At 59.1% G+C, this 25,427-nt stretch carries 20 protein-coding genes; 3 read left to right on the forward strand and 17 right to left on the reverse strand.

Annotated features, from left to right (window positions below; genetic code table 11):
• Positions 1-101: 101 nt before the first annotated feature.
• The 5 genes from KTAU_RS18465 to KTAU_RS18485 form a co-directional block, all read right to left on the reverse strand.
• Positions 102-1,643: an exopolysaccharide biosynthesis polyprenyl glycosylphosphotransferase gene (locus KTAU_RS18465; protein WP_151729764.1), complete on the reverse strand. Its 1,542-nt coding sequence runs from the start codon at positions 1,641-1,643 to the stop codon at positions 102-104.
• A 51-nt stretch (positions 1,644-1,694) separates the two neighbouring features.
• Positions 1,695-3,008, reverse strand: a complete 1,314-nt coding sequence (locus KTAU_RS18470; RefSeq protein WP_151729765.1) for a glycosyltransferase family 4 protein — start codon at positions 3,006-3,008, stop codon at positions 1,695-1,697.
• Between the two features lie 71 nt (positions 3,009-3,079).
• On the reverse strand, positions 3,080-4,543 hold the full coding sequence (locus KTAU_RS18475) for a nucleotide sugar dehydrogenase (RefSeq protein ID WP_151729766.1): 1,464 nt from the start codon (positions 4,541-4,543) through the stop codon (positions 3,080-3,082).
• A gap of 33 nt (positions 4,544-4,576) precedes the next feature.
• Positions 4,577-5,758: a Gfo/Idh/MocA family protein gene (locus tag KTAU_RS18480; RefSeq protein WP_151729767.1), complete on the reverse strand. Its 1,182-nt coding sequence runs from the start codon at positions 5,756-5,758 to the stop codon at positions 4,577-4,579.
• Entirely contained in the window at positions 5,749-6,876 is a 1,128-nt protein-coding gene (locus tag KTAU_RS18485; RefSeq protein WP_151729768.1) for a DegT/DnrJ/EryC1/StrS family aminotransferase, read from the reverse strand. Before KTAU_RS18485 ends, KTAU_RS18480 begins: the two co-directional genes overlap by 10 nt.
• Before the next feature lie 858 nt (positions 6,877-7,734).
• Between KTAU_RS18485 and KTAU_RS18490 the strand changes: the two genes are divergently transcribed.
• On the forward strand, positions 7,735-8,223 hold the full coding sequence (locus KTAU_RS18490) for a hypothetical protein (RefSeq protein ID WP_151729769.1): 489 nt from the start codon (positions 7,735-7,737) through the stop codon (positions 8,221-8,223).
• A gap of 197 nt (positions 8,224-8,420) precedes the next feature.
• Here KTAU_RS18490 and KTAU_RS18495 read toward each other — a convergent pair whose 3' ends face one another.
• The 7 genes from KTAU_RS18495 to KTAU_RS18525 form a co-directional block, all read right to left on the reverse strand.
• The gene (locus KTAU_RS18495; RefSeq protein ID WP_151729770.1) at positions 8,421-9,680 is read right to left on the reverse strand and encodes a lactate racemase domain-containing protein; all 1,260 of its coding nucleotides are present in this window, start codon (positions 9,678-9,680) and stop codon (positions 8,421-8,423) included.
• A gap of 273 nt (positions 9,681-9,953) precedes the next feature.
• Entirely contained in the window at positions 9,954-10,958 is a 1,005-nt protein-coding gene (locus tag KTAU_RS18500) for a GAF domain-containing protein (RefSeq protein WP_151729771.1), read from the reverse strand.
• 179 nt (positions 10,959-11,137) lie between these two features.
• On the reverse strand, positions 11,138-11,977 hold the full coding sequence (locus tag KTAU_RS18505; protein WP_151729772.1) for an SDR family oxidoreductase: 840 nt from the start codon (positions 11,975-11,977) through the stop codon (positions 11,138-11,140).
• Between the two features lie 48 nt (positions 11,978-12,025).
• Positions 12,026-12,715, reverse strand: coding sequence for a ThiF family adenylyltransferase (locus tag KTAU_RS18510; protein WP_151729773.1), 690 nt, complete (start codon positions 12,713-12,715; stop codon positions 12,026-12,028).
• Positions 12,712-13,812 (reverse strand): hypothetical protein, encoded by a 1,101-nt coding sequence (locus tag KTAU_RS18515; RefSeq protein ID WP_151729774.1) that lies wholly within the window; start codon positions 13,810-13,812, stop codon positions 12,712-12,714. Before KTAU_RS18515 ends, KTAU_RS18510 begins: the two co-directional genes overlap by 4 nt.
• Before the next feature lie 289 nt (positions 13,813-14,101).
• On the reverse strand, positions 14,102-15,583 hold the full coding sequence (locus KTAU_RS18520; protein ID WP_151729775.1) for a vWA domain-containing protein: 1,482 nt from the start codon (positions 15,581-15,583) through the stop codon (positions 14,102-14,104).
• A gap of 1,017 nt (positions 15,584-16,600) precedes the next feature.
• The gene (locus tag KTAU_RS18525; RefSeq protein ID WP_084659063.1) at positions 16,601-16,822 is read right to left on the reverse strand and encodes a hypothetical protein; all 222 of its coding nucleotides are present in this window, start codon (positions 16,820-16,822) and stop codon (positions 16,601-16,603) included.
• A 449-nt stretch (positions 16,823-17,271) separates the two neighbouring features.
• Between KTAU_RS18525 and KTAU_RS18530 the strand changes: the two genes are divergently transcribed.
• Positions 17,272-18,585 carry an Nramp family divalent metal transporter gene (locus KTAU_RS18530; RefSeq protein WP_151729776.1) on the forward strand — a complete coding sequence of 438 codons (1,314 nt, stop codon included), beginning with the start codon at positions 17,272-17,274 and terminating at the stop codon, positions 18,583-18,585.
• A 4-nt stretch (positions 18,586-18,589) separates the two neighbouring features.
• Positions 18,590-19,633 (forward strand): universal stress protein, encoded by a 1,044-nt coding sequence (locus KTAU_RS18535; protein ID WP_151729777.1) that lies wholly within the window; start codon positions 18,590-18,592, stop codon positions 19,631-19,633.
• A 61-nt stretch (positions 19,634-19,694) separates the two neighbouring features.
• Here the strand turns inward: KTAU_RS18535 and KTAU_RS18540 are convergent, their stop codons facing one another.
• The 5 genes from KTAU_RS18540 to KTAU_RS18555 all read right to left on the reverse strand — a co-directional run bounded on the left by KTAU_RS18540 (position 19,695) and on the right by KTAU_RS18555 (position 25,317).
• Positions 19,695-20,426, reverse strand: coding sequence for a metal-dependent transcriptional regulator (locus tag KTAU_RS18540; RefSeq protein WP_151729778.1), 732 nt, complete (start codon positions 20,424-20,426; stop codon positions 19,695-19,697).
• A gap of 190 nt (positions 20,427-20,616) precedes the next feature.
• Positions 20,617-21,339: a zinc ribbon domain-containing protein gene (locus KTAU_RS18545; protein ID WP_151729779.1), complete on the reverse strand. Its 723-nt coding sequence runs from the start codon at positions 21,337-21,339 to the stop codon at positions 20,617-20,619.
• Positions 21,340-22,104: 765 nt separating this feature from the next.
• Entirely contained in the window at positions 22,105-23,526 is a 1,422-nt protein-coding gene (locus KTAU_RS18550) for a GH1 family beta-glucosidase (protein WP_151729780.1), read from the reverse strand.
• A 513-nt stretch (positions 23,527-24,039) separates the two neighbouring features.
• Positions 24,040-24,174, reverse strand: coding sequence for a hypothetical protein (locus tag KTAU_RS22225; RefSeq protein ID WP_265576354.1), 135 nt, complete (start codon positions 24,172-24,174; stop codon positions 24,040-24,042).
• A gap of 51 nt (positions 24,175-24,225) precedes the next feature.
• Positions 24,226-25,317 (reverse strand): LacI family DNA-binding transcriptional regulator, encoded by a 1,092-nt coding sequence (locus tag KTAU_RS18555; RefSeq protein ID WP_151729781.1) that lies wholly within the window; start codon positions 25,315-25,317, stop codon positions 24,226-24,228.
• Positions 25,318-25,427: the final 110 nt, after the last annotated feature.

Below are 25,427 nucleotides of genomic sequence, written 5' to 3' on the forward strand. Positions count from 1 at the left end.
GGGCTGGTTCCTCTTCTCTCCAGAAACACCGGCCTATCTGCCTGCCTCCCTTCGTGCGGAGGTTGCCGCGCAAAGGTGCTGGCTCTCAGCGTGTGAAGCACTTAGACACCGCGCAATTTGATTACTTCAATAATCGTTCTTAAAATAATTAGAATATCTAGCATATATGATTGGTGCTTAATATAATAGAGATCATATTGTAGCTTTTCCAGTGCCTGCTGACTGGTAGAAGTATAGTGATATTTGACCTGAGCCCAGCCTGTTAGGCCCGGGGGAACGCTCAGCCGGCAGCGATAGAAGGGGATCGTTTTTTCCAGGACAGTCACAAACTCTTCCCGCTCGGGCCGTGGGCCGATCAGGCTCATCTCCCCGCGCAGAATATTGAGAACCTGGGGGAGCTCGTCAAGGTGAGTTGCCCGTAGAAAGCGCCCTACTCGTGTCACCCGTGCATCGTTGTGGCTGGCCCACATTGCCTTCCCCTCTGGTTCGGCGTCGACGTGCATTGAGCGGAATTTGTACATCTTGAACTTGCGCCCGTTCTTGCCCAGGCGCTCTTGACAGTGGAAGAGAGGACCGGGTGAATCAAGACGGATCAGTAGTGCTAGTGGAGGAAGCAGCAAGATCAGTATCAGCAAGCCTAAAAGACCAAAGGTGAAATCGAGTGCTTTACGCCAGCAGAGGTAGAGAGGAGAAAGGTTGGCACCTGGCAATGCGATATACCATTGTTCCCCGATCTGCTCCACAGGGATCTTGCCGCTGACGTTCTCATAGACGCAGAGGGCGGGTACAAGCGAAATCCCCAGGTGGGTCCCAGTAATGGCCTCCTGTACCAGGGCTGGATTCTCCTGATACTCGGTGGCCATAATCAGCACGTCAATGGCTTGCTGTTCAATCAAGCGCTGCAACGTGGCTCGTCCGCCCAGAATGGGCAGAGGCAGCTGTCGCTCGGGCTCGGCCTGCGCCAGTAGGTTCTCTTCCTCTGTGACATAACCCACGATATCGATGGTTGAGCGTCTGGGCGCGGCTTGCAGTTCTCGCGCAATTGCTTCACCGATGGTGTTCATCCCGACAATTACCCCCTGGCGCCGAAAGGGTGGCATATGCAAGCATTGGGCGATGGCGAGGTGCCAGCCGGCGATCAGAGGGAGACTGACACCGGTAAAGGAGAGGGTTGTGAGCAGCAAGGAACGCAAGGCGTGGCCTTCCAGTGTGGCGCTCAGTGCAAACCAGAGGCCGGCCAGTAGGAGCAGTGTAATGATAGCTCGTAAAGGGCTGACCAGGCGGCTTGACATGCCATTGAGGTCGTAGGTGCGAGTCAGGCGGGCGGCAAAGCCCCAGAGAAGCGCAGCGCAGCCGATCCAGGCGAGGTGCGTTTCCCAGGGTACGATCAGGCGACTGCTGCTTTCCACTGGTGGCTGATAGCGTACTATCAGCAGGGTGAAGGTCACCAGCAAGAGTACACTATCGCCGCCAATCAGAATGAGCCGCCAGTCGTTGCTGGAGATGCGCCGTCTCGTTCGCAGGCCGAGCCGCCTCTGCTCACGGTGAGAGGTGGTGGACAATGTCAGCGTGGCGGTGCTACCCTGATAGCTTTGCCTCGACACTGGTTCGCTTTGCTGCTGATATTCTTGCTCTTTTAACATATCTTCCTCCCTTTCTCTCCTGTACCAGACATCTGCTACCTTTCTTTCTATCTACCTGTATGAAATAGATTTATCTGCCTTGTATTCCTGCTGATGTTGCTGTTCTTGCGCTAAAGAGGGCAGTGTTGGGGTGAAGGAAGAGGATGGCAAGAGGGCGGCGATTTGGGCGTCGAGGCAGGCACTCAGTTGGTCATAGTCGAAACGCTCCTCGGCCAGCGCGCGACCGCGGGCGCTAAGAGCCTGGGCCAGGGCTGGCTGCTCATAGAGCTTTACAATGGCTTGAGCCAGGGCGGTGGGGTTTTCCGGTTCAACGAAAATAGCGGCGCCGGCCTCTTCGGCCAGCCGACGGGCTTCCCCATCGACGGCTAGCAGAATCGGGCGTCCGCAGGCCAGGGCCTCGTACATTTTGCAGGGCAAGGCCCCCTCAAAGAGAGGGAGCTTGCGCATCATGATCAGACAAGCATCGGCGGCGGCCAGCAGCAGAGGAACTTGCTCGTGAGGGAACGGGTCCATAAAGATCACATTCTCCAGTCCGCGTCGGCGCGCCTCGGCCAGCAGCTCGGGCTTGGCGCCGCCGTCACCGACCAGGCGAATGCGAATGGCGGGATAGGAGCGCAGCTGCTCGGCGGCATCCAGGACGGTGGTCAAGCCATGAGAGATGCCAAGGGTGCCAGCGTAGAGCACAGTAAATCGCTCCTCCCAGCCCAGGAGCTGCCGCGCCTCGGCCTGTGGGCGAGGGAAGAACTTGCTCGTATCAACGCCATTCGTCAGGAAGAAAATCTTCTCAGCTGCCAGACCGCGGCGCAGCAGCTGATCACGTATCCCCTCGGTAAGAACCCAGACTAGGCTGGCGCGCTCGTAGGAGGACCACTCTAGCCACTCGGCCAGGCGGATCAGCAGGCGATTGCGTAGTACGCCAAGCTGCACCGCCGATTCCGGCCAGAGGTCCGAGACTGTGAACACATAGGGGCTGCCTTTCCAGCGGGCCAGCAGACGCCCAGCGATGGCATTAAAGAGGGGATGCGACTCGACAACCAGTAGGTCGGGATGACCGACTGCACGCGCTCCCAGGATGGGAGCCAGACAGCCAAAGGAGAGATGAGCCAGGATACGGCGCAGGAAGCCGCGATTGGGACTCGTGTAGCTCCAAACGCGTACCACGCGCACACCAGCTCGCGTCTCCTCCTGGAGCAGGCGTCCACGGTACTCTGGCGGGACCACGCCGGTCGGATAATTTGGCACTGTTGTCAGGACTGTGACCTGGTGACCTCGCTGCACAAGATGCTCAGCATACTGACTGATTCGTGAAGCTGCTGCCCCTTTCTCTGGGGGGTAATACAGAGTCAGGAAGAGAATATATGCCATAGATCTTTTTATTCCTCATCTTCAGCGCTACGAGAACGAGAGCTGTATGAATAAGTCGACATCGACGGTCTCTAAAGAGCATTTTTTGGACGGCGGCGCGTAGTCGCTGCTGTTTCCTGACTAGAAGCTGTGACCTCCTGCCTTCGGGAAGCCGCCAGCTGTCTCTGCCTGGTTCTGCCCGGGCTACCGTCACCGATAGCGAGGTAGCGCATGCCAAGTGCCTCAATGGCTGAGCGTTGCAGAGCCTGGCGACCATCGAGTACCACCTGACAATGGCTAAAAGGACGAAAATCAAAAGAGCGATAAGCGGTATGAGCTGCTTGCAGAATAATCGCCCTCACCTCGGCAGCCTCCGAAGGGGAGAAGGGGGTATAGCCAGCGGCTCGGATTTCCCCAGAGCTGAAAAGTGGATCATCAGCGAGTACATGTGCCCCCCGCTTCTCCAGGGCTGTGCGCAGCAAAGCTGCGCTGCTAAAGGCCAGCTCGCGTACATCGCCGCGGTAAGCAATGCCCAGAATCAAAACCGTCTGTCCCCGTAAGGAACCAAGGGCCATTTCGAGGCGCCGGACGGCATAAGTGGCCATGCTATCATTGATGGCGCGAGCCTGGCGGGGAAGCTGGAGCAGAGGAGCGAAGCCATCGACCTGCTCGGTGACTGCTTCAGCGCCAGCCAGCAAAAAGTAGGGATAAACAGGGATACAGTGGCCACCGACTCCAACGCTCGGTGTATGGATGTGAGAATAGGGCTGGCTGTTGGCGGCGGCGATGGCTGCTTGCACATCCAGGCCGTGAGCATCGGCGAAGCGAGCGAACTCATTAGCCAGAGCAATATTCACATCGCGATAAGTTGTCTCGATCAGTTTCACAAACTCAGCATCGTCAGTCGAGGGCATCACAATAATCTCGGAAGTATCGAGCACCGAGCGATAGAAGGCCACAGCCGCCTCCGTGCTGGGGGGGTTGATCCCTCCCACAACCTTGGGGTAGAGGCGCAGATCACGGAAGATGGTGCCAGAAGAGACCCGCTCGGGACTATAGGCCAGCCAGAAATCAGAGCCGGCCTGCAGGCCAGACTCGCTCTCCAGCAATGGGGCCAGGTGGCGGGCGGTCGTTCCCACCGGCAGAGTTGTCTCATAGAGCACCAGCGTCTCGGGCTGTAGCCCTCTGCCAATGGAGCGGGTAGCGGCCTCCAGGGCTGTGAGATTGGCGCGATGAGCTTCATCGATGAGGACTGGCACAATCACCACGACGGCGCGTGCCTGGCGTACAGCAGCTGTCGTGTCGCTCGTGGCACGTAAGCGTCCCTCCTGGACCAGCTGTGCCACCGCTTCCTCCAGGTCAGGTTCCTCATGAATGTGGGAACGACCAGCGTTGATCTGCTCAACCACGTCAGGATTCACGTCGCAGCCAATGACATACCAGCCGTGACGAGCATACTGCACGGCCAGCGGCAAGCCAATCTTGCCCAGACCGACAACGACCGCCGTGGCTGGTGGCAGGGTGGCTATTGACTCGCTTGACAATCTCTTCTCCATGCTCTTCTCTGCGTTGCAGTCTCTCATCCTCGTCTAGCTGCCTCTCAGAGTGCTGGGATGCTCCTCATGCCTCTGTGGCAAGGTGAGAGAAGAGGGGCTGGCCATACGGCGAGGGAGAACCTGCTCATTTGGCCCTTGCTGGTGAGAAAGTGACGTGCTGGACCCTGCTGTCGGGCTGCGGTCGGCCTCTTCAGGCAAGGTATGCGGCTCCTGAGCCTGGGACAGAAGGCCGTTGTTGGCTAGCGCCGAAGCCAGCAGCTGCTGAACTACCTTCAGCACAGCCAGGCCATCCTCTCCCGAGACAGAAGGGCTACTATCGCTCATGATCGACCGAATCACATCCTCATACTCGCGGCGCAGCGGTTCCGCCTTCTGTACCTTCAAGCGGATCATAGTTCCCTCACTCACACCCGTCAGGGAACGCAGGGCATCCCAGGAAGTAGGGGAATAGTCGTTCTCGTAGAAAAAAACATCTTGAGTCAGATAGTTCAGTAAGAACATCCCCTTCTCACCGGTGATGGTCAGCTCGCGCACCTTGGTAGGCGTCAACCAATTGACATCCAGTACTCCCAGAGCATCGTTGCTGAAGCGCAGCAGCCCCAGCAGCAAATCCTCGCAGGTACGGTGGATATGCTGCTGGATTTGAGCCGAAACCTGGCTGATCTCGGCGTCCACCAGATAGCGCATCGTGTCGATCTCATGCGAGGCCAGGTCGAGGGTCACGCCGACGTCGCGGATGCGCGGTGGGAACGGTCCGATACGTCGCGCATGGAGATGGAAGATGCGTCCGAGAGTGCCAGCGTTCAAGCGGCGCTTCACCTCTGTCACCGCCGGATTGAAGCGCTCGATGTGGCCTACTGCCAGACGAACATCGCGCTGGCGGGCTAGCTCGATCAACGCCTCAGCCTCCTCGACCGTACTGGTCAGGGGCTTCTCTACCAGGACATTGAGGCCGAGATCCAGAGCGAAAGCGGCCACCTCACAGTGGAGGTGAGTCGGGACGACCACCGCGACCAGCTCGGGGCGTTGCTCATCCAGCATCTGGCGATAATCGCTATAGCCGGCGATGTGGAAGCGCTGAACTGCGCGCTGGAGAGCGCTAGGATTGGTTTCGGCGACAGCTACAAGCTGGACCGAGTCCTCCAGCTCCTGCAAAACGCGCAGGTGGTTCCAGCCCATTGAGCCGGCGCCAACCACTGCTACTCTCAGCTGCATAGAGCAATTACCTCCCGGGCGATAGTCTCCAGGTCATCTTGAGTCAGGGCGGGGTGCACTGGCAGCGAGAGCACCTCGCGCGCCGCCCGCTCCGTCTCCGGCAGTCGTGCCAGAGGGCTGTCTCCGCGCACGCGCTGCTGCCGCTCAGGATTCACCACATAAAAGCGGCTCGCCTGGCTGCGGTAGAAAGGTTGCTGGTGGATAGGAACAGGGTAGTGGACAGCGGTGGCGATGCCGCGCCGGTGCAGCTCGGCGGCGATCTCATCGCGGTGGGCAGGAACGCGGATGGTGTACTGATGATAGGTATGACGGCAGCCCGGGCGAGTAATCGGTGTCTGCACAATGCCGGCCAGATGCTGGTTCAGATAAGTGGCATTAGCGATGCGTCGCTGTGTGAACTCCTCCAGTTTCGCCAGCTGGACCAGACCCAGCGCGCCCTGCAGGTCGGTCATGCGCAGGTTATAGCCCAGGCCAATCTGGTGATAGCGACTGGCCTGGCCATGGTTGCGCAGAAGACGCAGCCGGGCAGCCACCTCGGGATCATCACTGGTAATCATCCCGCCTTCGCCAGTGGTCATGTTCTTCGTTGCGTAGAACGAGAAACAGCCTGTGCCGAAGCTACCCACCGGCTTCCCGGCGAAGCTACTGGCATGGGCCTGGCAGGCATCTTCGAGCAGGATCAATTTGTGGGCCTCGACCAGCGGCAGCAAGCGACCCAGGTCGCAGGGGTGACCGTAGAGATGGACGGGAAGAATGGCACGCGTACGCTCACTGAGGGCCAGCTCTACCTGTGTGGGGTCAAGAGTATAGGTTTCCGGCTCGATGTCGACGAAAACCGGCGTGGCGCCCACCAACAAGATCGCATTCGCGGTGGCCGCAAAGCTGAAGGCCGTGGTGATTACTTCGTCTCCCGGGCCGATATCATGAGCCAGAAGGGCGAGATGAAGAGCCGCCGTGCCCGAGGAAACGGCGATCGCGGCACCAACCTGACAGAGTTCGGCAAAACGCTGCTCAAAGGCAGCGACGTATTTGCCCTGAGCAAGCAAACCCGAGGTCAGTACCTCGCGAATAGCAGCCTCCTCCTCAGCTCCCAGCAGGGGGCGAGCAATCGGAATCATCGCTTTCTCACTTCTCACTGCGCCATCGATCGAATCTGGTCAAATCGCCTGCGTATGACCAAGCGGAGCAGTGCTAGAGCCGTGGGTCACTCACTGGTCAGCGGCAAGATGCGGGAGGTGGCCTCTCTCTACTGAGCAATCGGGATGCTTCTCAAAGCCTGCATGCTGGCCAGATGATGATTTTTAGACATAAGCCAAAGGCATTGGCCTCGACGCTCCTGCGCCACTCAGCAACGCTCTTTACTTTGCGAATTGTTAGGAAAGTATTGAGAGAATAGTCCCTTCCACACTACTCGGGCAGCGCTCTATCCTGGCACTGCCACACTGCCGAAGACCAGTATAGCTGACCTGGTTGCGATTGTCGTCCCGTTGATGGCTATTTTGTCGGGAACTGATAACCGTTTTTCCGGGTAATATTTGCCGCTGACTCTGGTTAACAAATACACACCACTCAGTGGCTGCTGGAGGTAGGCGAAAAGGCGCCAATCGGCTTCCAGGGCTGATGGTGCCTGGTAGCCACTCGTAGGACCTCCCCGGCAATTCTGGCTACTCGCCTATGGTCCATCGAATGCCTATGCTATATATCCCTTCAGCGAAGGCTGTGATTGGTATGTGTCGATTCATTCATTCATGGGCACTCCAATCGCTGCCGGCTGTGAGGCCGGGCCCTCATCCAGGCAGTACGACCGGCCTGGCCCCTCATCGCAATGGACAGGCGTACAGACGGGTAGACCCTGCTGCACAGGGGCTTGTCTGACCTTGACGGAAGGAGTTGGCCTGGCATCTTGCCGGGTTCGTCAGCTCTTCTCTGGCTCGTATGACTTGGGTTGTCGCTTAGGCATGAAGGAAAAAAACGCTATGTCAGAGCAGACATTAACTCGTTTTAGAAAACGTCGGAAAGGGACAGAGACGCGCATTCTCCATTTTTCTTTTCAGGATCTCTTGCCTCCTGGTCAGACGCTGGCCTTGAGTTTAGGCACGCGGACGCTCTCTTTACTTTGTGATGGAAAAATGGTACTTGATCAGCAGTTCAGTATCAATGAGTTGCGTGTGCTTGAACCTATTTTACAGGCTTTTCCTCACTATTGCCCCTACGAGGTTCTGCTAGCCAGTTTGTCGTCGGCTCCGGTGACCGCCAGCTCGATCGCTCGCTGCCGTCAGCGCCTCTTAGAAGCCCAGGGCAGTCAACGCTGGCAGCAGGAGTTGCGTCCACTCCGTCGTGCCCTCTCGTCGGTGCGCAGCAAGCTGCATCACTTTGGTTTGGAGATCTCAAATGTGCGCGAGCGGGGGTGCAGTCTAACATGCCTGACCTATGCTGGGGATATGGCCCAGCGTGAGGTGGTCTAAGCTGGTAGGGAGCTGAGCCAAACGGCTGGCTAGTCTGACAGCCAGGGGGAGCAAGCCAATAGAGAGAGGCAGGGTCAGCACTGCGGGGTGTCTCTCCTCTCTGCTGATCCAGACCTCTCTCATCCTCCTGGTCTCTGAACGTTTTGGTGCTGCCTCTGCCTTCTGGCTGGCGATGGTGACAGAGCCTCCTGACTTGCTCAGGAGTGCTGGAGGCGGTGGAGCACTTCGCCGGCATGTTCGACCACCAGAATGCCCTTGTGCTCTTGCCCTTTCCAGGCTTCGGGATCGATTGACTGTGGATCGCGATAGCCCAGATTGACACGCCGGCAGCGTTCAGCATCGATACCGGTTGCAAGCGTGACCTGGATGCGTGGCAGCTCGCGCCCTGTGGTGGCGTCGTAGCTGCCGGTTCCTTTGACATGGGTGCTATGCGCTTTAATGGTGCCGGGAATCGTACGAAAGCGTTCAGGTTGCTTGAGAAAGTAGTCACGTACGTGGTAGCCAACGCGCTCGATCAGGGGGCCGTGGGTATAGGAGAATTCGGTAATCTTGGGGGCATAGATGATGACCTCGCCGCCGTCGGCTACAATTGGCTCAGTCTTGTACATAGCTTTGGCGCCAGTCCAGAGGTCGGGATAGAGTGGTGCAGCCACGGCTAGCACCAGTTGATAGGGGTGTGGATGAGTAACGATGTTGAGGCGGGCGGAGAGGTCTGCCGCAGCTTCGAAAGCCTGCTGGTAGTCGCCGATGTAGAGTCCGTGTAGATCCTGCCCTTGCATTACAAGGGCAAGGACGAGCAGTGGCCTGGGTACGAGTGCGGCGGCGCGATGCAGCAGGCGGCGTACTGGTGTGTCTTTCACGCCGATCGTGTGCAAGCTGGTGACCAGGGCCCCTAGCCAGTGGGTAGTATTGATAATGTCTGGTCCGGCGATGCCAGGGAAAAGATACTTGGCCCCGCCTGAAAAACCGGCAACCTCGTGTGGAAAGACTGGGCCACAGATGATCAGTTGATCGTAGTCAAGGATGCGGCGGTTCAGGGAGACGACGATCTCTTCTCTGAGCAGTCCCTCAGTCAGCTGATCAACTTCCTCGGCGCTGAGGGTGCTGAGAGTGTGTAGCATCTCGGGTCGATCCCACTGGTGGTTGAAGATACGCAGGCCGGGATAGGACTGCGCGCGCTCCTCCGCTGAGAAGCCCACGAGGGCCGTAATAGCGGCCTCGCTGAGAGGGGGATGGGTGCCGAGAGCGATGAGATAGTCTAGTTGCGCTACTCGACTGTATAGTTGCTCGTTCAGCAGGCGGAAGAAGAGAGGGATAGGAGCGCTGCGCGTTCCATCGGGAATGATGACCAGGACGCGCTTGCCTGCAAGGGCCAGCGGTTCGAGGGCGCGCTGGAGCAGGTCACTCACCTGGCTGGAACTGAGTGTCTCGCTGGTACTTCCCTCGCCAAGCAGCATCGAAAGTTTCTCTCCTTTGGGTGTCTTGCCTGAGCGCTTATTGTGTCTTCTTTGCTCGCTGGCCACCCTGGAATGCTGGAGCGGCACCCACGAGGGTCGGCATTGTAGGAGCTGAATGCTGAGTGATGCAAGCTGACTCTCTTGCTTGCCCCTTGTCACTGATTGTATCACCTACATAGCGGGCCAGGGTCTTCTACTGTATTGGTTGGCTATGGTGTGTTGGACTGGTTATTTGGTTGTCTGCTGGTCTGCTTGCCGCGCTGGTCAAGGACTCTAGTGGATGGTGAGACCTTGCCAGCGCTGACCAAGCAGCAAGAGTTCCTCTTCAATCTCATGGAGCACGCGCAGCTCAGCCTGCTTGTACGAGAGGGGAGTACCGTGCAGAGCGGCCTCGCGCAGCTGCTCTAGCACGCGGCCAACGGAGCTGATAGTATAGGGACGCTGCTCGGCTGCGGAGGGCATAATGCCCAGCGCAATCTGGCTGCTGTCAAAGAACTCTTCCGGCTCACAGCTCAAGGCCAGAAGATAGGCGTAGTCGCGGGCCAGGTCAAGCTGGGCCTGATGGAAATAGTTGCGCTGGGTGCTGGCAATGGAAAGGCAGCCAGCGATCTTCCCCCCCTGCAGAAGAGGATAGGCTAGCATGCTTTCTGTGAAAGGCTCGCTATGGGTAGGGAAATAGTAGCTGAGGTCCTCCCGGCTTGGAATGATGGCGTAGTGGCCAGAGGCTACGCAGTGACCGGCCAGCGATTCGGCCCCCAGCAGCAGTAGCTCCGGCTCTGGCAGCGAGCGCCAGGGTGGGGTGCCACGCCCCTGGACGATGCGTAGGCTGCGCACTTGTTGGGTGGCCAGACTAGGGGGCACGCACTGGATAAGGGTCACTTTCAGCCCAAGCTCGTGAGGATCAAACTGACTGATCATCTGCTGCAAAATAAGGTTGCGCATGGTCACAGAGCGAAGAGCCGGTGCGCATTCCAGACAGGTGGTGAGGATACGGCGGTAAAAGGTCGACGGGATCTGCTGGTCTTCGCTGTCGCTAATTGCTGGCCTGCTCAGGATCTCAGGATGGGCCTGTCGCAAATGCTCCGCCAACACTGGGTGGGAGCGGAACACGGCTTGATAGAGCTGCCGCAGATGCTCCGTGCGCGGACTGCTTTGCCCTTTGGCCCAGCGCGCGATGGTGACGCTATTGACTCCGACAGCCTGGGCCAGGCGTCGAAGCTCGTGCGCGTTGCTAATGGCCTGCTCCAGCAGTCTCCGCCAGGTCTCCAGCTTTGTCATAGTTGCCTCTACCTAGGGATTGTTGAGTGCTGCCTCGCTGGTCCTGATCTGCCTACGACTGTCTCATTTTAACCCAATCCTGTGTAAATATCAACGTGAATCGACCCTTTCTGCGACAGCGAAATAAACGCTCGCTTCGCTATGTATTATCAATCAACGATCATCGATAGATGCTGTCTTCAGACACCGGCGTAGGCGGAGAAACCGCCATCGACCGGAACCACGATACCTGTGACGAAAGCCGAGGCAGGACTCAGCAGCCAGAGCAGGGTACCGAAGAGATCCTCTGGCTGGCCGAGACGTTGCATAGGAGTATGGTCGAGAATGCGACGCCCGCGCTCGGTCAGGCTGCCTGTCGAGGGATCAACGAGGAGCCTCTGGTTCTGCTCGGTTAAGAAAAAGCCGGGAGCTATGGCGTTGACGCGAATGGCTGGGCTGTACTCCTGAGCCATGTAAACAGCCAGCCAGTGTGTCAGATTCACGACGCCCGCCTTGGCTGCTCCGTAGGCAGGGACGCGCGTTAGTGGGCGCAGCGCGGCCATAGAAGCGATATTGACGATGCTTCCCCTCCCCTCGGCAACCATGCCGCGCCCGAAGACCTGGCAACAATAGAAGGTGCCGATGAGGTTGAGTGTCAGCACCTCATGCAGGGCCGCCGGCGTCAGATCGAAGAAGGGCAGCTGTGAGGTCGTAGAGGCGGCCTCGCGATTCCCGCCAGCGGCATTGATTAAGATGGTCGCGCGCCCAAAAGTGGCCTCAATCTCTCTGGCCGCTTGCTCGATAGCCCGACGGTCGCCTACGTCACAAGAGAGCCCCAGGGCCTCCCCCCCCTCGTGGCGAATCGCGCGCACGACCTCGCTCGTAGGGCCGGCGCGGCGACTGAGAAGGGCGACACGGACTCCGCGACGAGCCAGGAAGCGGGCCATACTTCCTCCGAGCACGCCGGTGCCGCCGGTGATCACCGCTGTTTGGTTGGCAATGGTGAATAGCTCCGGTTCATAAGCAAGACGATGACTCATGTGACGACCCTCGTTTCCTTTTCTTTGATGGCAAAGGTGCAGAAGATCCTATAGTTGGCCCCTCGCTGCTTCCCGAAGTGTGGTGGGACGGTAGACGAGGTGCAGGTCATTCCAGGTAACCTCGAAGGTATAGGCGATGCCCTGGCGGAAGAAATCAGCAACGGCTCGCGCGGCCAGGGCGGCCAGCAGCAAAGCGAACGGACGAGTGAGCGGGTAATCACAAGGGTCACTGGCCCCGGCCTGCGGCGGTTGATAGTCAGGCTCCCACTCGCCATTGCCATAGAGGCCATCGGCGCTGAAGCCGACGTGGAGACAGGGCAGCGCCAGTGCACGGCTGGCAGCGCTCACGGCGGCGCGGGCAGCCTCATTATCGAAAGTGTCAACGACGAGATCGCTTCCTTGCAGCAGCTGAGCGGCGTTCTGTTCTGTAAGCGTGACCGTTACTGGCTCCAGGCGGGCCTGCACAGCGCGATAGAGCGTTGCGACTAAGGCGCGAGCCTTGGGAGCGCCGATCTCGCCGCGCAGATACGGCTGCGTTGACAGATTGCGCATCTCGACCCGATCGTGGTCGATCAGTCGCAGGCGTGCAAAGCCCATTCGGGCCAGTGTCTCGCAGAGATTGGCGCCGAGCGCCCCCGCACCGCAAATCGTAATCTGGCGCCTGGCGACTGCTGCCAGAGAGGCGTGGCGCTCCTCATGGAAAAACGGATCGTTTGGATTAAGGTTGATCGTGCTCATTCTTCCAGCTCCTCCTCGCTCCAGGGCGAGTCGCGCATCACGCTCACAATACTGGTCAAATCAAAGTCACGATCACGTCCACTCAAGCAAATGCCGCTGGAAACGATCGTCAGCTCAGGATCGATCACTGAGCGATAGCGGTAGGGTCGTCCCTCTTCGCTCCACTCGACAATGATTTCTGAGGTCGAGCCAGAAGAGGCTGGCAGCAGCGTATAGCTGTGTAGCACCGCGCCGGCCTTAGCCAGGGCGTGGCGCAGGCGCTCGCTGAGCTGGAGGCGCAGGCGCTCCTGTTGTAGCCACTCCAGTTGCGCCCGGCGACTCTGGGCCTGCGCCACTTGCTCTGGCACAGGTCTGCCAGCTGTGGGGACAAAGCGGCCTCTGGTCCGCTGCTTGGCGTCGGGAGCCTGATCATCGCCGAAGCTGGCAACCCGCAATTCCTGGCGGAGGGCTTCCTCTTCCAGGCGATGGAGGTCCCAGAGCAACAGAGCGCGGCGTTCTGAAGCGGTCAAACCGGCAGGAAAGCGCTCATACTCTTCCCCAGGAGCAGCAACGGCCTCGCGCATCCAGGCGGCATGGGTGGGATCAGCCCGCAGATCAGGACCATCGAACCAGAGAGTCTGATCATCAACGCGAGCTACAATACGCTCAAAAGGCTCTGCACCATTGAACGGATCACAGAGTAGCACTGGCAGCGGTTCGTCGGGAAGGCCGAACCGCTGACGGGCATCGCTAGGATTAAAAGGCAGCGCCAGCCAGAGTTGAGCCTGGCTGGCCCGCGGCCCTGAGACGGGCCAAAGCAAGATCATGCGGAGCGCTGGCAGCAATTCCAGGTAGGCGCCACGCTGCCAGGGCAAAGCCTCCCCCAGGAGCTCAGCCTCCTGTTCGTCGCGAGGACGGAAGCGGCCCCAGCCAGCAAAGGAGGCGCGCACCTTGAACTCATAAACCAGTCCTTCAATGCGTGTGCGAATACGTCCACCTGGTAACAAGGGAGCAATGATTTCCTGCTGGCGCAGGCGCTCTGCTGCTGCACTCAGGCGACTGATCAGGCGCAGCAGCGGCAGCTGCTCCTCAGGCGATGGAGGTGGTGGGGCTGGCATGGGCAGACCTCTTTTTTCTCTCAGGAAGCGCTTGAGTGCAAGCGGAAACCAGCTAGTTGATCATTCCGAATGGGTGCCTGCTCGGCTAGGAGACAGGCAGAACAGCCAGACAGGCGAGCCGGCGGCACTCAGCTCAGGCTCCTCTAGGAGCATGATAGCGCTGACAGTCAATGAAGAGAAGGCCCAAAAAGGGCGGGATCACGCTCCTGCGTGCGCTCCGCTAAGAGCTGGCGGGCAGCGCAGGAGCGTGACCACTGTGAGAGCAGGGTCGCCATGCGACAGCAGCCACTCAGGCTTGAGTGACCGCCTGCGTTGAAGAGAGTGGCCGCTGTGGCAAAGGATAGGCCATGATCTCGTCGACCAGCTCGGCGCGCGTTGGCAATGCCAGCAAAGGGAGCAGATTGGGCAGACTATAATAATCGCCGGTGAAATGGTAGCTCGTTACCTCGATGCCGGCTTCCACCAGTTGCCTCTCGAAGTACTCGCTGTGCTGCCCAATAATGACCAGAATCACTGACGGACCGATGCCCAGTGCGTGGCGATACTCCTGCCAGGCCGTGTGGAAGAGCGGAGGAGTGTTCTCGCCGCAATCGGTAACCACCAGAATCTGCTCGACATACACCTGCTCACGGGTCATTTTTGCCAGCGGGGCACCGATACTGGTGCCGCCTTCAGCCCGCACAAACTTAAAAGCCTGCTCCCAGTCACTCAGCGTTGGGCGCCGCTTTCTCGCAGGCGGCTCGATGGAGAAGGCTGCTGTGTCGAAAGCGTAGACGTAGAAAGGGGCCTCGATCACAGCGCTGATCAGAGCGGCCAGCTGCTTGGCCAGCTCGATCGCTGGGGTCATAGATCCGCTCTTGTCGATAAAGAGCGCTGTTGGTCGCCTGATTACCACCTTGTTTGCCACGCGCTGATCGGCAACGTGCAGCAGGCTGCGAGTGGTTGCCTCATCGGGTTGAGCGGCCTCGATGGCCTTCTTGACCTTCATCGTTGAGACACGCTGATCGCTGCTGGCCAGGGCCAACTTCTGGTCGATCAGGGCCTTGACCTCTGGGTGATCGAAAGCTCCGCGGCGCTTCAGCGAGGCCAGGGCGTTAATGACCTCCTGGGGGGACATCGCATTGATCAGTGCCACAAGCAGTGCCGGAGTGATGGTGCGCACAGCCCCGATGGCCGTCGTATATGGGATGCCTCCCTCGATGATCAGGCGAGCCTGTTCCTCTGCGCTTTCTGCCCTGGCCAGCTGCTTCAGCAGCGCCTGGGGGCTATCAGCTGGGGGCTGCTCGTCGAAGAGCAGAGCCTGAGCCCGCGGTCCGGGCTTAAGGCGCAGGCTGGCGTACAGGTGCTTCAGAGCTGAGCGAGCGCGGAGAGCGGCCCTGTCGAGCTGGCGTGGATTCGCCTCGCGCGTCCGCAAGTAGTGCTGGATGGCGCTGCGCAGCGAGCGCGGGGTCTTACCGATCACCTGCTTGGCGTGGTCGAGCACGCGCGCCACCTCATAAGGAGCCAGCTGCTGCAGCAGCACCCAGGCAGCTCCGCGAAACTCCGGGTAGGCGCTGGTCGCTAGATGAGCCACAAAGAGCACCTTGTGATCGCGCACCTCGCCATGCTCGAAGTACCACGGAGCCAGATGGCCGTAGAAGAGCGGGTCGCGTTCCAGCGCATCACGGTGCAGCGACGCCAGGTCTTGCAGCTTTCCGTGCGGTGCACTCAAAAATGAATTCAAGATCTGCACTCGCACATCCTGCTCTGGTCCAGAACGAAACTGGCTCATGATGCGATCATCCCCTCTTTCATAGAGTACAGAACATGCCAGAGGCGAACAGACGGACGGGCTGGCTGGCTGTTGCGCCTGTAAGCCTCGCGTCGCACGGTGATCCTGCCCTGATAGCGCTGTCCAGGAAGGCAGGCCCAGGTAATGTGCCCGATAGAAATAAACCCAGTGCCCTGGGATGGCAGTCCCCGAGCACCAGGTCTCAGAACGCGCGAGTTGAGAGAGCTTTCATGCCCTTATCGCGACAGCGCTGCAAGGTCGCGCTGACGGGATTCGAACCCGCTTCCACCCGAAGGGTGGATATACCGAAGAGTATGTACGCTCGCTCGGTCAGAGCGCGTTCAGGTGAAATAGCGCTTACTGCGTGACAGTTCCAGCGGAAAGAGAGCGGCAGGGCCAGAGCCTCTGAGGTAAGCGAGGCTTGGATTCGAGGGGCCGCTCCTACCTACCGCCAGGCAGGTGCGCCCGGCTCAGGCGGGCTGGTGTGGTGCACAGGTCAGACTGGAACGCGCGAGTCGAGAGAGCGGCTCTCCCACTGAGCTACAGCCTGAGAAGGCTGACGGGATTCGAACCCGCGACCGGTGTGTATGCTCGCCCGGTCAGAGCGCGTTCCAGCCTGGAAATAGCACAAAGCATGGCAACTGGCAGCGCCTCAGCAAGTACGTGAGAGTAGCTGAGCCTGAGACGCGCAAGTCCAAAGAGCTTCCAAAACAGTGGTAGGCAGCTCCACAGGCTGACCTATGCGATGTTTGTACGCTCTTTGCGTCAGGGCGCGTCTCAGAACAAATACTGTCCAAATCCAAAACTGTTCTGAGGGGATCAGGCTGAGACGCACGAGTCGGAGGGGCAGGTCGTGTTCCTACCCGCGAGGGTAGTGGGAGCGGGTAGACCGCCAGCGCTGGTATGTATGCCCCATCGGTGAGAGTGCGTCTCAGATGCGAGTGCAAACCTGCTGAACGCTGATATAACGGCAGAGACGGAAACCATCAAGGCCGAAAGAACAGGCTACAGCGTTAATCAGCCGTAGAGGGCCTCCGGGCGCACGACGATTGCCTGTCTCGTGCGTACTACCACGTGAGAGGCGAGCCGCTCGCTCGCGATATCGAGGTGCTGAGCCAGGGCCTCCTTGATCTCTGCGTCCGAGGCCTGCCCGTTCAGGCCCAGCTCCGCCAGGGGCAGCTCTTCGCTGCGACCATTGTAACGCAGGTGCAAGATTGTCACGCTTGACTGCTGAGCCATAAGCGCTCACCTCCCTGGTCGCCCTGCTGGCGAGCCGAGCGAGAACTGGAATGAGACTAATCGCTAACTCTTTGTGAAATGTCAGCTACCGCTTACGAGAGTAATATACTCGCTGTTCTTCTGTTTGTCAAGGGGTTTGACGCACGAATTTCGAGAGGGCCAGACACATTCCTGCCGAGCCTCTGGCGGTTCTTCTGCCCTGGCTTCTGTCTTCTCTTGACAGAGGGTGCCGTGGAACGTATACTTCTCTTTTAAGAGAAGGAAAAATTAATTTTAAAAATATAAAATTCTGAGTAAAGAGCGAACGGGACAGGAAAGGCCCTGAAAGTGTGCTGTGGTGGGAGCGTCTGTCTGCCTGGTGAGGGCAGGGCCTGTCAGTCAGTCAGTCATGTCTGCGAGGTAGTCAACGCCATCTTCCCATCAAGAGAACGTCATAGGAGCGGATGTTTATGCGGTCAGAGTCATCGAAAATCGCCGTTAACGGGGGGGGAGAGAGGGGGGGGACAGTGCGAGCGGCCAACGAAGTGCTGAGTGGTCAGACCAGACGTGGTCTGCTGCGTCGGGTTCTGCCTTTTTTAGGGCCGGCCTTCATTGCCAGTGTGGCCTACATAGACCCCGGCAACTTCTCGACCAACATTCAGGGAGGGGCCACCTTTGGTTATCTGCTGCTCTGGGTCATTGTCGCCAGCAATCTGATGGCCATGCTCATTCAGGCCCTCTCTGCCAAGCTAGGAATTGCCACCGGGCTGAATCTGCCCGAGATGTGTCGCACCTATTTCCCGCGTCCTGTTGTTTGGGGCATGTGGCTCCTTGCCGAGATCGTGGCTATGGCTACCGACCTGGCTGAATTTCTCGGAGCCGCTGTCGGCTTTCAGCTCCTCTTTCACATTCCCCTCCTGCTCGGCGGCCTACTGACCGCCATTGTCACCTTTCTCATCCTCGGCCTGGAGCGCTACGGCTTTCGCCCCTTGGAGGCTGTCATTAGTGCCCTGGTGGGTGTCATTGCACTTTGTTACGTCATCGAGACCATACTCGTGCGGCCTGCCTGGGATACTATTGCCTATCATGCTTTCGTGCCGCAATTCTCCGGCCCTGAGAGCATTCTCCTGGCCTCTGGCATTCTGGGCGCCACCGTCATGCCTCATGTCATCTACTTGCACTCGGCCCTCACCCAGAAGAGGATTGTCGTCCGCGACCCGGTGCGTCTGAAGCGCCTCTTCCGCTATGAGCTGCTCGATGTGATTATCGCCATGGGCATTGCAGGCTTTGTCAATGCTGCTATGCTCATTATGGCTGCAGGCACCTTTTTTCAGGCTGGATTGCGCCAGGTTGCCACCCTCGAAGATGCCTATCGTACGTTGCAGCCCTTGCTAGGGGGCGCCGCCAGTTGGGTCTTTGCTATTTCCCTGCTCATTTCGGGGCTTTCGTCCTCGACCGTTGGCACGATGTCGGGCCAGGTTATCATGCAGGGCTTTCTCCATCGCCAGATTCCCGTCTGGTTGCGGCGCCTTGTGACCATGCTGCCATCTCTGCTTGTAATCCTGATCGGCCTGGAGCCGACGCGGACATTGGTAATTAGCCAGGTGGTGCTCAGCTTTGGCATACCTTTTGCTCTTGTGCCGCTGATTCTCTTTACGCAGCGCCGTGATATCATGGGAGTATTAGTCAACAGCCGGCTGACGACGGCTCTGGCCTGGTTGGTTGCCAGCTTGATTATTGCCCTCAATATCTTTCTCTTGTATCAGGTCTTTACAGGAGGCTGATGGAATGTTGCCTGCTCGTGAAAAAGGAGAAAGCGATAGTGACCAGAAGCAGGCTATCAAGCAAGACGCCGGGAAGGGTGTTGCGCAGGGCCTCAGGCATGACCTGGAGCACGAGCGTGGAGAGGTCTTCACGGCTAAGAGTGGCAGGCTAAGGCTCCTCGTCCCTTTAGACGGCTCGCGCCTGGCTGAGGCGGTACTCCCAAGCGCAGCCGCCCTGGCCCAGCGCTATCAAGGTGAGATCCTGCTCCTGCATATTCTAGAGCAACATCCGCCTGCCCAGGTGCACGGTGAGCGCCATCTGCGCGACGTGGCCGAAGCGAGGGTCTATCTTGAAGAGGTAGCGGCTCGTCTGAGGGCAGAAGACCTGATGGTCACCGTGCATGTTCACGAGAACCGTGAACAGAGCGTTGCGCGGGGCATTGTGGAGCATGTGCAGGAGCTACAAAGCGATCTGGTAGTTATGTGCACTCATGGTAATGGCGGTGTACGTGATCTACTCTTCGGCAGCATTGCTCAGCAGGTCCTGCAGCGGGGTCCTTGCCCTATCTGGCTGGTCCAGCCGCGCAAGGATGGAAGCGCGCCGCCCTTCAAGCTGAGGCGTATCCTGGTACCACTGGATGGGACTCCGGAACACGAGCCAGGACTGCCAGCAGCCATCGCTCTGGCGCGCACTTTTGGGGCAGAGCTGCGTCTTGTCTTTGTAATCCCAACGCTCACAACGCTGGCGGGAGAGCAGGCGGTCTCAGGCACCATGTTGCCTGCCACCATGCGCGCTGTCCTTGACCTGGCTGAGCAAGGAGCGCGCTCCTATCTCAAGCAGGTCGCCGAGGAGTGTCAGAGTCAGGGGGTCAAGGCTCAGGGAGAAGTCTTGCGAGGTGAGACGGTGCTAGAGGTCGTCAAACTGCTTGAGCGCCAGGAGCTGGATCTGGTTGTGCTGGCCAGCCACGGTCGGACCGGGCTGGATGCACTGCTGAGTGGCAGTGTGGCCCCGCGCCTCGTAGGGCGCGTGAGCGTGCCGCTGCTGCTGGTGCGTGCCACAATCCTCTAATGGCGCTCGCACTCTCATGGCTGACGGCTAGCCAGCGCCCTGGTCTAGCCCATGCTCTCATTTACGATGAGAAGCTAGGCTGGAGGCGATCCGCCGAATCATCCTCGTCTTCCTGGAGGCTCACCGTAATCTGTTCGGCTAGTTCGGCGCTCAACAGGTGCTCGACTGCCTGGCTCTCCTCACCAACGCGAATGCGCAGCGGCCCACCGAAAGGTACCCGTTCGATCACATACACCCGCACCTCTGGATATAGGCCCATCTGACCCAGATAGCGCAGCTTGGCCGCATCCTGGTCGTTGACGCGCAGAATACGGGCAGATTGCCCCTCGGGCACCTGCAACAGCGGCTGACCCGGGCGTTGGGCAATAACCCCTTCCTTGCTGGGAATGGGGTCGCCGTGGGGATCAACGGTTGGATAGCCAAGAAGGGCATCGAGCCGTTCCTCGAACTCTTCCGAGATCACATGTTCCAGTCGATCGGCCTCCTCGTGCACTTTATCCCAGCTATAGCCCAGTTCGCGCGCCAGATACAGCTCCAGCAGCCGATGGTGGCGAATGACCTCCTTCGCCTTGCGCTCTCCCAGCGGGGTCAGGCAGACGCCGCGGTAAGGAGTATGCTGGACCCAGCCAGCCTTAGCAAACTCTTTGAAGAGCAAGGTCACGGTAGCATCGCTGACCCCCAGGCGTTCACTCACCGCCGAGGTAGAGACTCGCTGGCCACGTTCCTGCATGGTATAGATGACCTTCAAGCAATCGCTGACGCGCGGGGCCAGGGCCTGTATCGGTTCATCCATGCGCTCATATCCCGATGTCTGAAATTTCTAATGCAGGAAATCTATATCACATCTTCAGCATGTAAGCAAGGTATGGCAAGGGACCACACGGCGAAAGTGGGCAGTATTTGGCCGGCCATAGGGGCCGCTCGGTGAAGCGATCGGTTACCCGCCTGATCAGCGCCTGCTGCCTCTCCGCCGCTGGTCTTTCTCACCAGAAAGCCAGCACCATTGTCACCACCCCGTAGAGGAGGCAAACTATGCCCATAGCAAAGTAGGCCAGAGGCTCGGAGAGGCCCTCTATGGCCGCTGCAATAAGCAGGAGCAGAAAGCCGACGAGCAGGGTCAGGCCCTCGAACAGCAGGCGTTTGCCCAGACGCAGATGAGGATGGCGATAATAGATCAACACCAGAGGAAGAAGTACCAGCTCACAGGCGCAGGCTACTAGTACGAAGATAGCCATCACCGTCGAGGGCATCTGGAGCAAGAGGCCGCCCACTCCAAAAAGGGAGAGGAAGGCTCCCCACAGATACAGCAGTGTGCCGATCAGAGCCTCACCCCAGCCCCGGCGCCGGGGCTGCTTCTCTGCTGCCACAGAGACAGGCAACCCTCCGGAGAGGGGATATGGTCCTGGCGCTGGCTCGCTCGCTCCCTGAGCATAAGGGTCATAGACTGCCTGTCCCCCTGAGTAGAGAGGGACCGAGGCCCCCTGTGAAGCGAGCGATGGCGTCAACGACCTGTACGGCCACTCGTCCAGTGGGTTGGGCAGGTTGGAAGCGAGTGGAAAGCGAGCATTCACATAGCCTGCCTGCTCTTCTCGCGGCAGCAGCTCCGTCAGATCGGTGTACGCCTCCGCCAGTGTGCTGCCGCAGAAAGCGCAAAAACTACTTGTGGTATCGTTCTCACGACCGCAGCTGGGACAGCATCTATTCATCGCACTTCTTACGCGGCAGAGATGGGAGCCGCGCCCTCCCCAAATTTCAAAAGCGAGAAACCAACACGCCACATGGCCTGACCCCCGCAGGCGCTGACATCAGCTGTCGTCACGCTGCCAGACCGGACTGCAAGCATGTCATCTGCCTGGTCATAGACAACGCCGTTGCTGCCAGGGAGCGTGTCGGCCTTTCCTCCATCTCTTCTCTTGGTGGCGGCCACTGGGGGCCGATGCATCTTGGTCAGAGAAAGTGAGATGAGTCCTTCCTGGGCACGGATCACCTGATCCCACAAGTGCCTACTGCCAGTCAGGGCCTGACGCTCTGCTACCCCGACCGAGCAAGGTGGACGACAGATCCCTGTGGTTCGTATTCGTATATCCGCTTTGCTGCCTGGGAGAACTACTTTTTCATTCTAATCTGACCGTGGAGAAAAGGCAATGGCGGGCGAGAACACAAGCTGCTCTCTCCTGCTGCGTAGTCTAGAGCTATGTATGGAGTTACGGTTGCGCTCACCGCTACCGCTCCAGGCGCTGCTGCATGACATTCCCCAAGCAATCAGGTTGTCTATTTCTGCGCTCAGCGTCTTGCGGTCTTGGTCAGCCAGTGGTCCTCTGCGCCTGCTGAAAGCGGGTGACATGGAGCAGCGAGGCCATACATAGGCTGCAAGATGAGGAGAGAAGGGCAAAAGAGGGGCCAGATCTCGTGGTGAGCCAGAGTGAAGGCGACCGGATGTTGCGTCACCTGCTCTAGCTCACCACGCTCTCTCAGGAGCGAGGGCGACGGGCGGCGATGAAGGAAGCATACCAGTAGCCACTGTCCTTGACAATGCGCCGCTGAGTGGAATAGTCGACGTAGACAATGCCAAAGCGCTTGCTGTAGCCGAAGGCCCACTCGAAGTTATCTAATAGCGACCAGACAAAGTAGCCGCGCACAGCAGCCCCTGAAGTCAGGGCCTCGCCCAGGGCTTGGATATGCTGTCTCAGGTAGGCAATCCGGCAGCCATCGTGGATATGCTCGTTGCCATCCCATTCGTCGTGGAAAGCCGCTCCGTTCTCGGTTACAACCATTGCCTTTGGCTGATATTCGTGTTGAAGGCGCAGCAGCAGGTCTTTCAAGCCGGAAGGGTAGACCTCCCAGCCCATTTCCGTATAGCTGGAGCCGGGTACTGGAGCCACCGTTTCATGGGCCAGGCGTGCGGAGATCGGCCCTCCATTAGCCGGAGCGCTAGCGCGTACCAGCAGGCGAGTATAGTAATTGACCCCAAGGAAATCAAGAGGAGCAGCAATCAGCTCCAGATCAGAGGCCTCCATCGCCGGTGGTTGGACCTGCAATGCCGAGAAGAGCGCCTCGGGATAGCGAGCGCAGTAGAGCGGCTCAATAAACCAGCGGTTGTGGAAGGCATCGGCCTGCTGCGCGCTTTCCTGAGTCTCGGGCTGCTCATCGGCTGGGTAGACGGGGGTGAAATTCAAAACAATTCCCAGTTGAGCATCGCTGCGAGTATGGGCACGCAAGCGTGGCAGGGCCAGGCCGTGCGCTAGCAGGAGGTGGTGACCGGCGGTGATAGCAGCCTGGAGATCGCGCAGGCCCGGCGCGTGCTCGCCGGACCCATGCCCGAGATAGGCGCTGCACCAGGGTTCATTGAGCGTGGCCCACCAGCGTACGCGATCACCCAGACGACGGGCCACAATCTCCGCATAGTCGGCAAATGCCAGAGCCGTCTCGCGGTTAAGCCAGCCGCCATCGCTCTGGAGTGCCAGGGGCAGATCCCAATGGAACAGAGTGATCAGCGGTGTGATCTCGTGAGCGAGCAAACAATCGACAAGGCGCTCATAGAAATCGAGGCCGCGGCTATTAACTGAGCCTTTGCCTTGGGGGAGCACCCGGGGCCAGGAGATCGAGAAACGGTAAGCTCCGATGCCCAGGCGAGCCATCAGAGCGACATCCTCCTCCATCCGGTGATAATGGTCGGCGGCAATATCGCCGGTGTCGCCCTGGTAGGTCTTGCCAGGTGTACCTGAGAAGGCGTCCCAGATGGAAGGGCCGCGCCCATCCTCATAGGCTGCGCCCTCAATCTGATAAGCCGAGGTGGCCACTCCCCAGAGGAAATCGGGTGGGAAGCTGGCGCTGATCTCCAGAGTATTAGAATGGGGCAGTGTATCAGGAGCTGTGCGCGCTGGTTGACCCATTAATCCTCCTTGTTCAGATGGAGCGGCAAGTAGCCGCTGCCTGGAATAGTAGAGTTCGGGCCGGGCTGCGACCGGCTGAATCGCTGTGGCTGCCATTGGTATTGTCTCTGTCTCCCCCGATGCTGCTAATGGAACATGGAACAGGTAAAGATCGTTAAGCACTCTACCATAGAGTGTAGCGCGGAAGCTCGGCTCGTCCAGGTGGGCAAGGCCCAGGCTGACCGAGGCTGGCTGATGTTTCGCTTCTCCTGGTCCCGACGAGGCAAAGCAGGCAGACTGGGTTTGAATAAGGATAGGGCGACCGCAAGCGCAGTCGCCCTATCGATTAATGATTGGCGATTACCCCTGCGGCATCCCTGCCTGTTAAACTCACATCCATGTCTGCTTTACCAGGTGAGACGAAGCGTCCCTACTGAGCTGAAGGGGTAATAAGCAGGTGAGAGAAGCAGCGGAGAGCCATCGTTGCCCTCTGGGCGCTCACTCACTCTGTGATGCCTGCTCTCTATAGGTCAGCTAGCTGTAGAAGCCATAAGCCTCACTGCGGTGGTACTCCTCTCCTCTGGCGCTGAGTGGCGCTGTGATCAACCCCTTGCGGATTGATAAGGACAACAGGATCAGTGCCACCAGGATGACAGGTATACTGGTCATACACCCGACAGTATACCTGGCCTGGCTGGCGCTCTGGCTTCACTCCCTTACTCACTCATCGCTCAAAGAATGTTCCTGCTCCTGACGGCGATGCAAAGTCAACGCTCCGCAGGACTCACGAATCACCAGGCGAGTGGGAAGCTGAATACGGATGGGAGGCTGATAGCCGCCCTCCGCGCCAGCTACGGGCTGCGTCGCCGGCCCGTGCAGCAGCGAGAGCAGCAACTCGACTGCATTGCGTCCCATCTCGTAGAATGGCTGCTTGATGGTAGTCAGCGTTGGCCTCACATGCGCCGAGAGAGGAATATCGTCGAAGCCGACAACTGCAAGATCCTGCGGAATGCGTAGACCCAGCGCCTCAGCGGCGCTCAGGAAACCGAAGGCCATCTGATCATTAGCGATGAAGATAGCCTCGGGACGCTCCGTAAGCGGTAGCGTGGCTAGCGCTACAGCACAAGCCCTCCCGCTGGCGGTCTCAAAGGTGCCGTTGAAGACAAGCGCAGGGTCAAAGGGGAGACCAGCGTCGTCGAGGGCCTGACGGTAGCCCTGGTAGCGCTCCTGTGCGCAGCGGAATTCGGCGGGACCTTGCAGATGGGCGATGCGCCGATAGCCGAGGCGAATCAGGTGCATCGTGGCCTGATAGGCACTGACGCGGTTGTCGATGCCAACCGAAGGCAGCTCCGGCGGCGGTCCCTGGTCGTCGATCACGACCACCGGCAAGCCCTGAGAGGCGAGCTGCAACAGGCGCGGAGTCAACGGACCTGGCTGGATTACCAGCAGGCAGGAGGTCAGCCCCAGCGCTAGAATGCGGTTGACAATCGTCGTCGGACTCTGCCCGGCATTCGTGCTGTAAAGAACAATTTCATAGTCGGTGTGCTCGATCGCTTCGGCCACGCCGCGCAGAATCTCGGGAACAGTCGGCTGCGTGAAGGGTGGAGTCAGCACGCCTACCAGTCTGCTCCTACCGCCGGCTAGTCCCGCTGCCGCCAGACTGGGTACAAAACCTTGCTCTTGCATGATACGCAGGACTCGCTCGCGTGTCTCAGCCTTCACGTTGCTGCGCTCATTGAGCACCCGCGAAACTGTGGCCTTCGATACACCTGCCAACCGGGCAATGTCCTCTATCGTCACCTTTGGCTTCATGCTGCCTGATCCCTCCCTGCTGCATTCCAATGCTCACCCTCTTCCCTCTCTTCAACGACCTCCCTCGTCACCCTCTCATGGCCTTCGGGATGAAAGCGGTTTCATCGCTT

It is taken from the genome of Thermogemmatispora aurantia (assembly GCF_008974285.1).
In the GTDB taxonomy this organism is placed as follows: domain Bacteria; phylum Chloroflexota; class Ktedonobacteria; order Ktedonobacterales; family Ktedonobacteraceae; genus Thermogemmatispora; species Thermogemmatispora aurantia.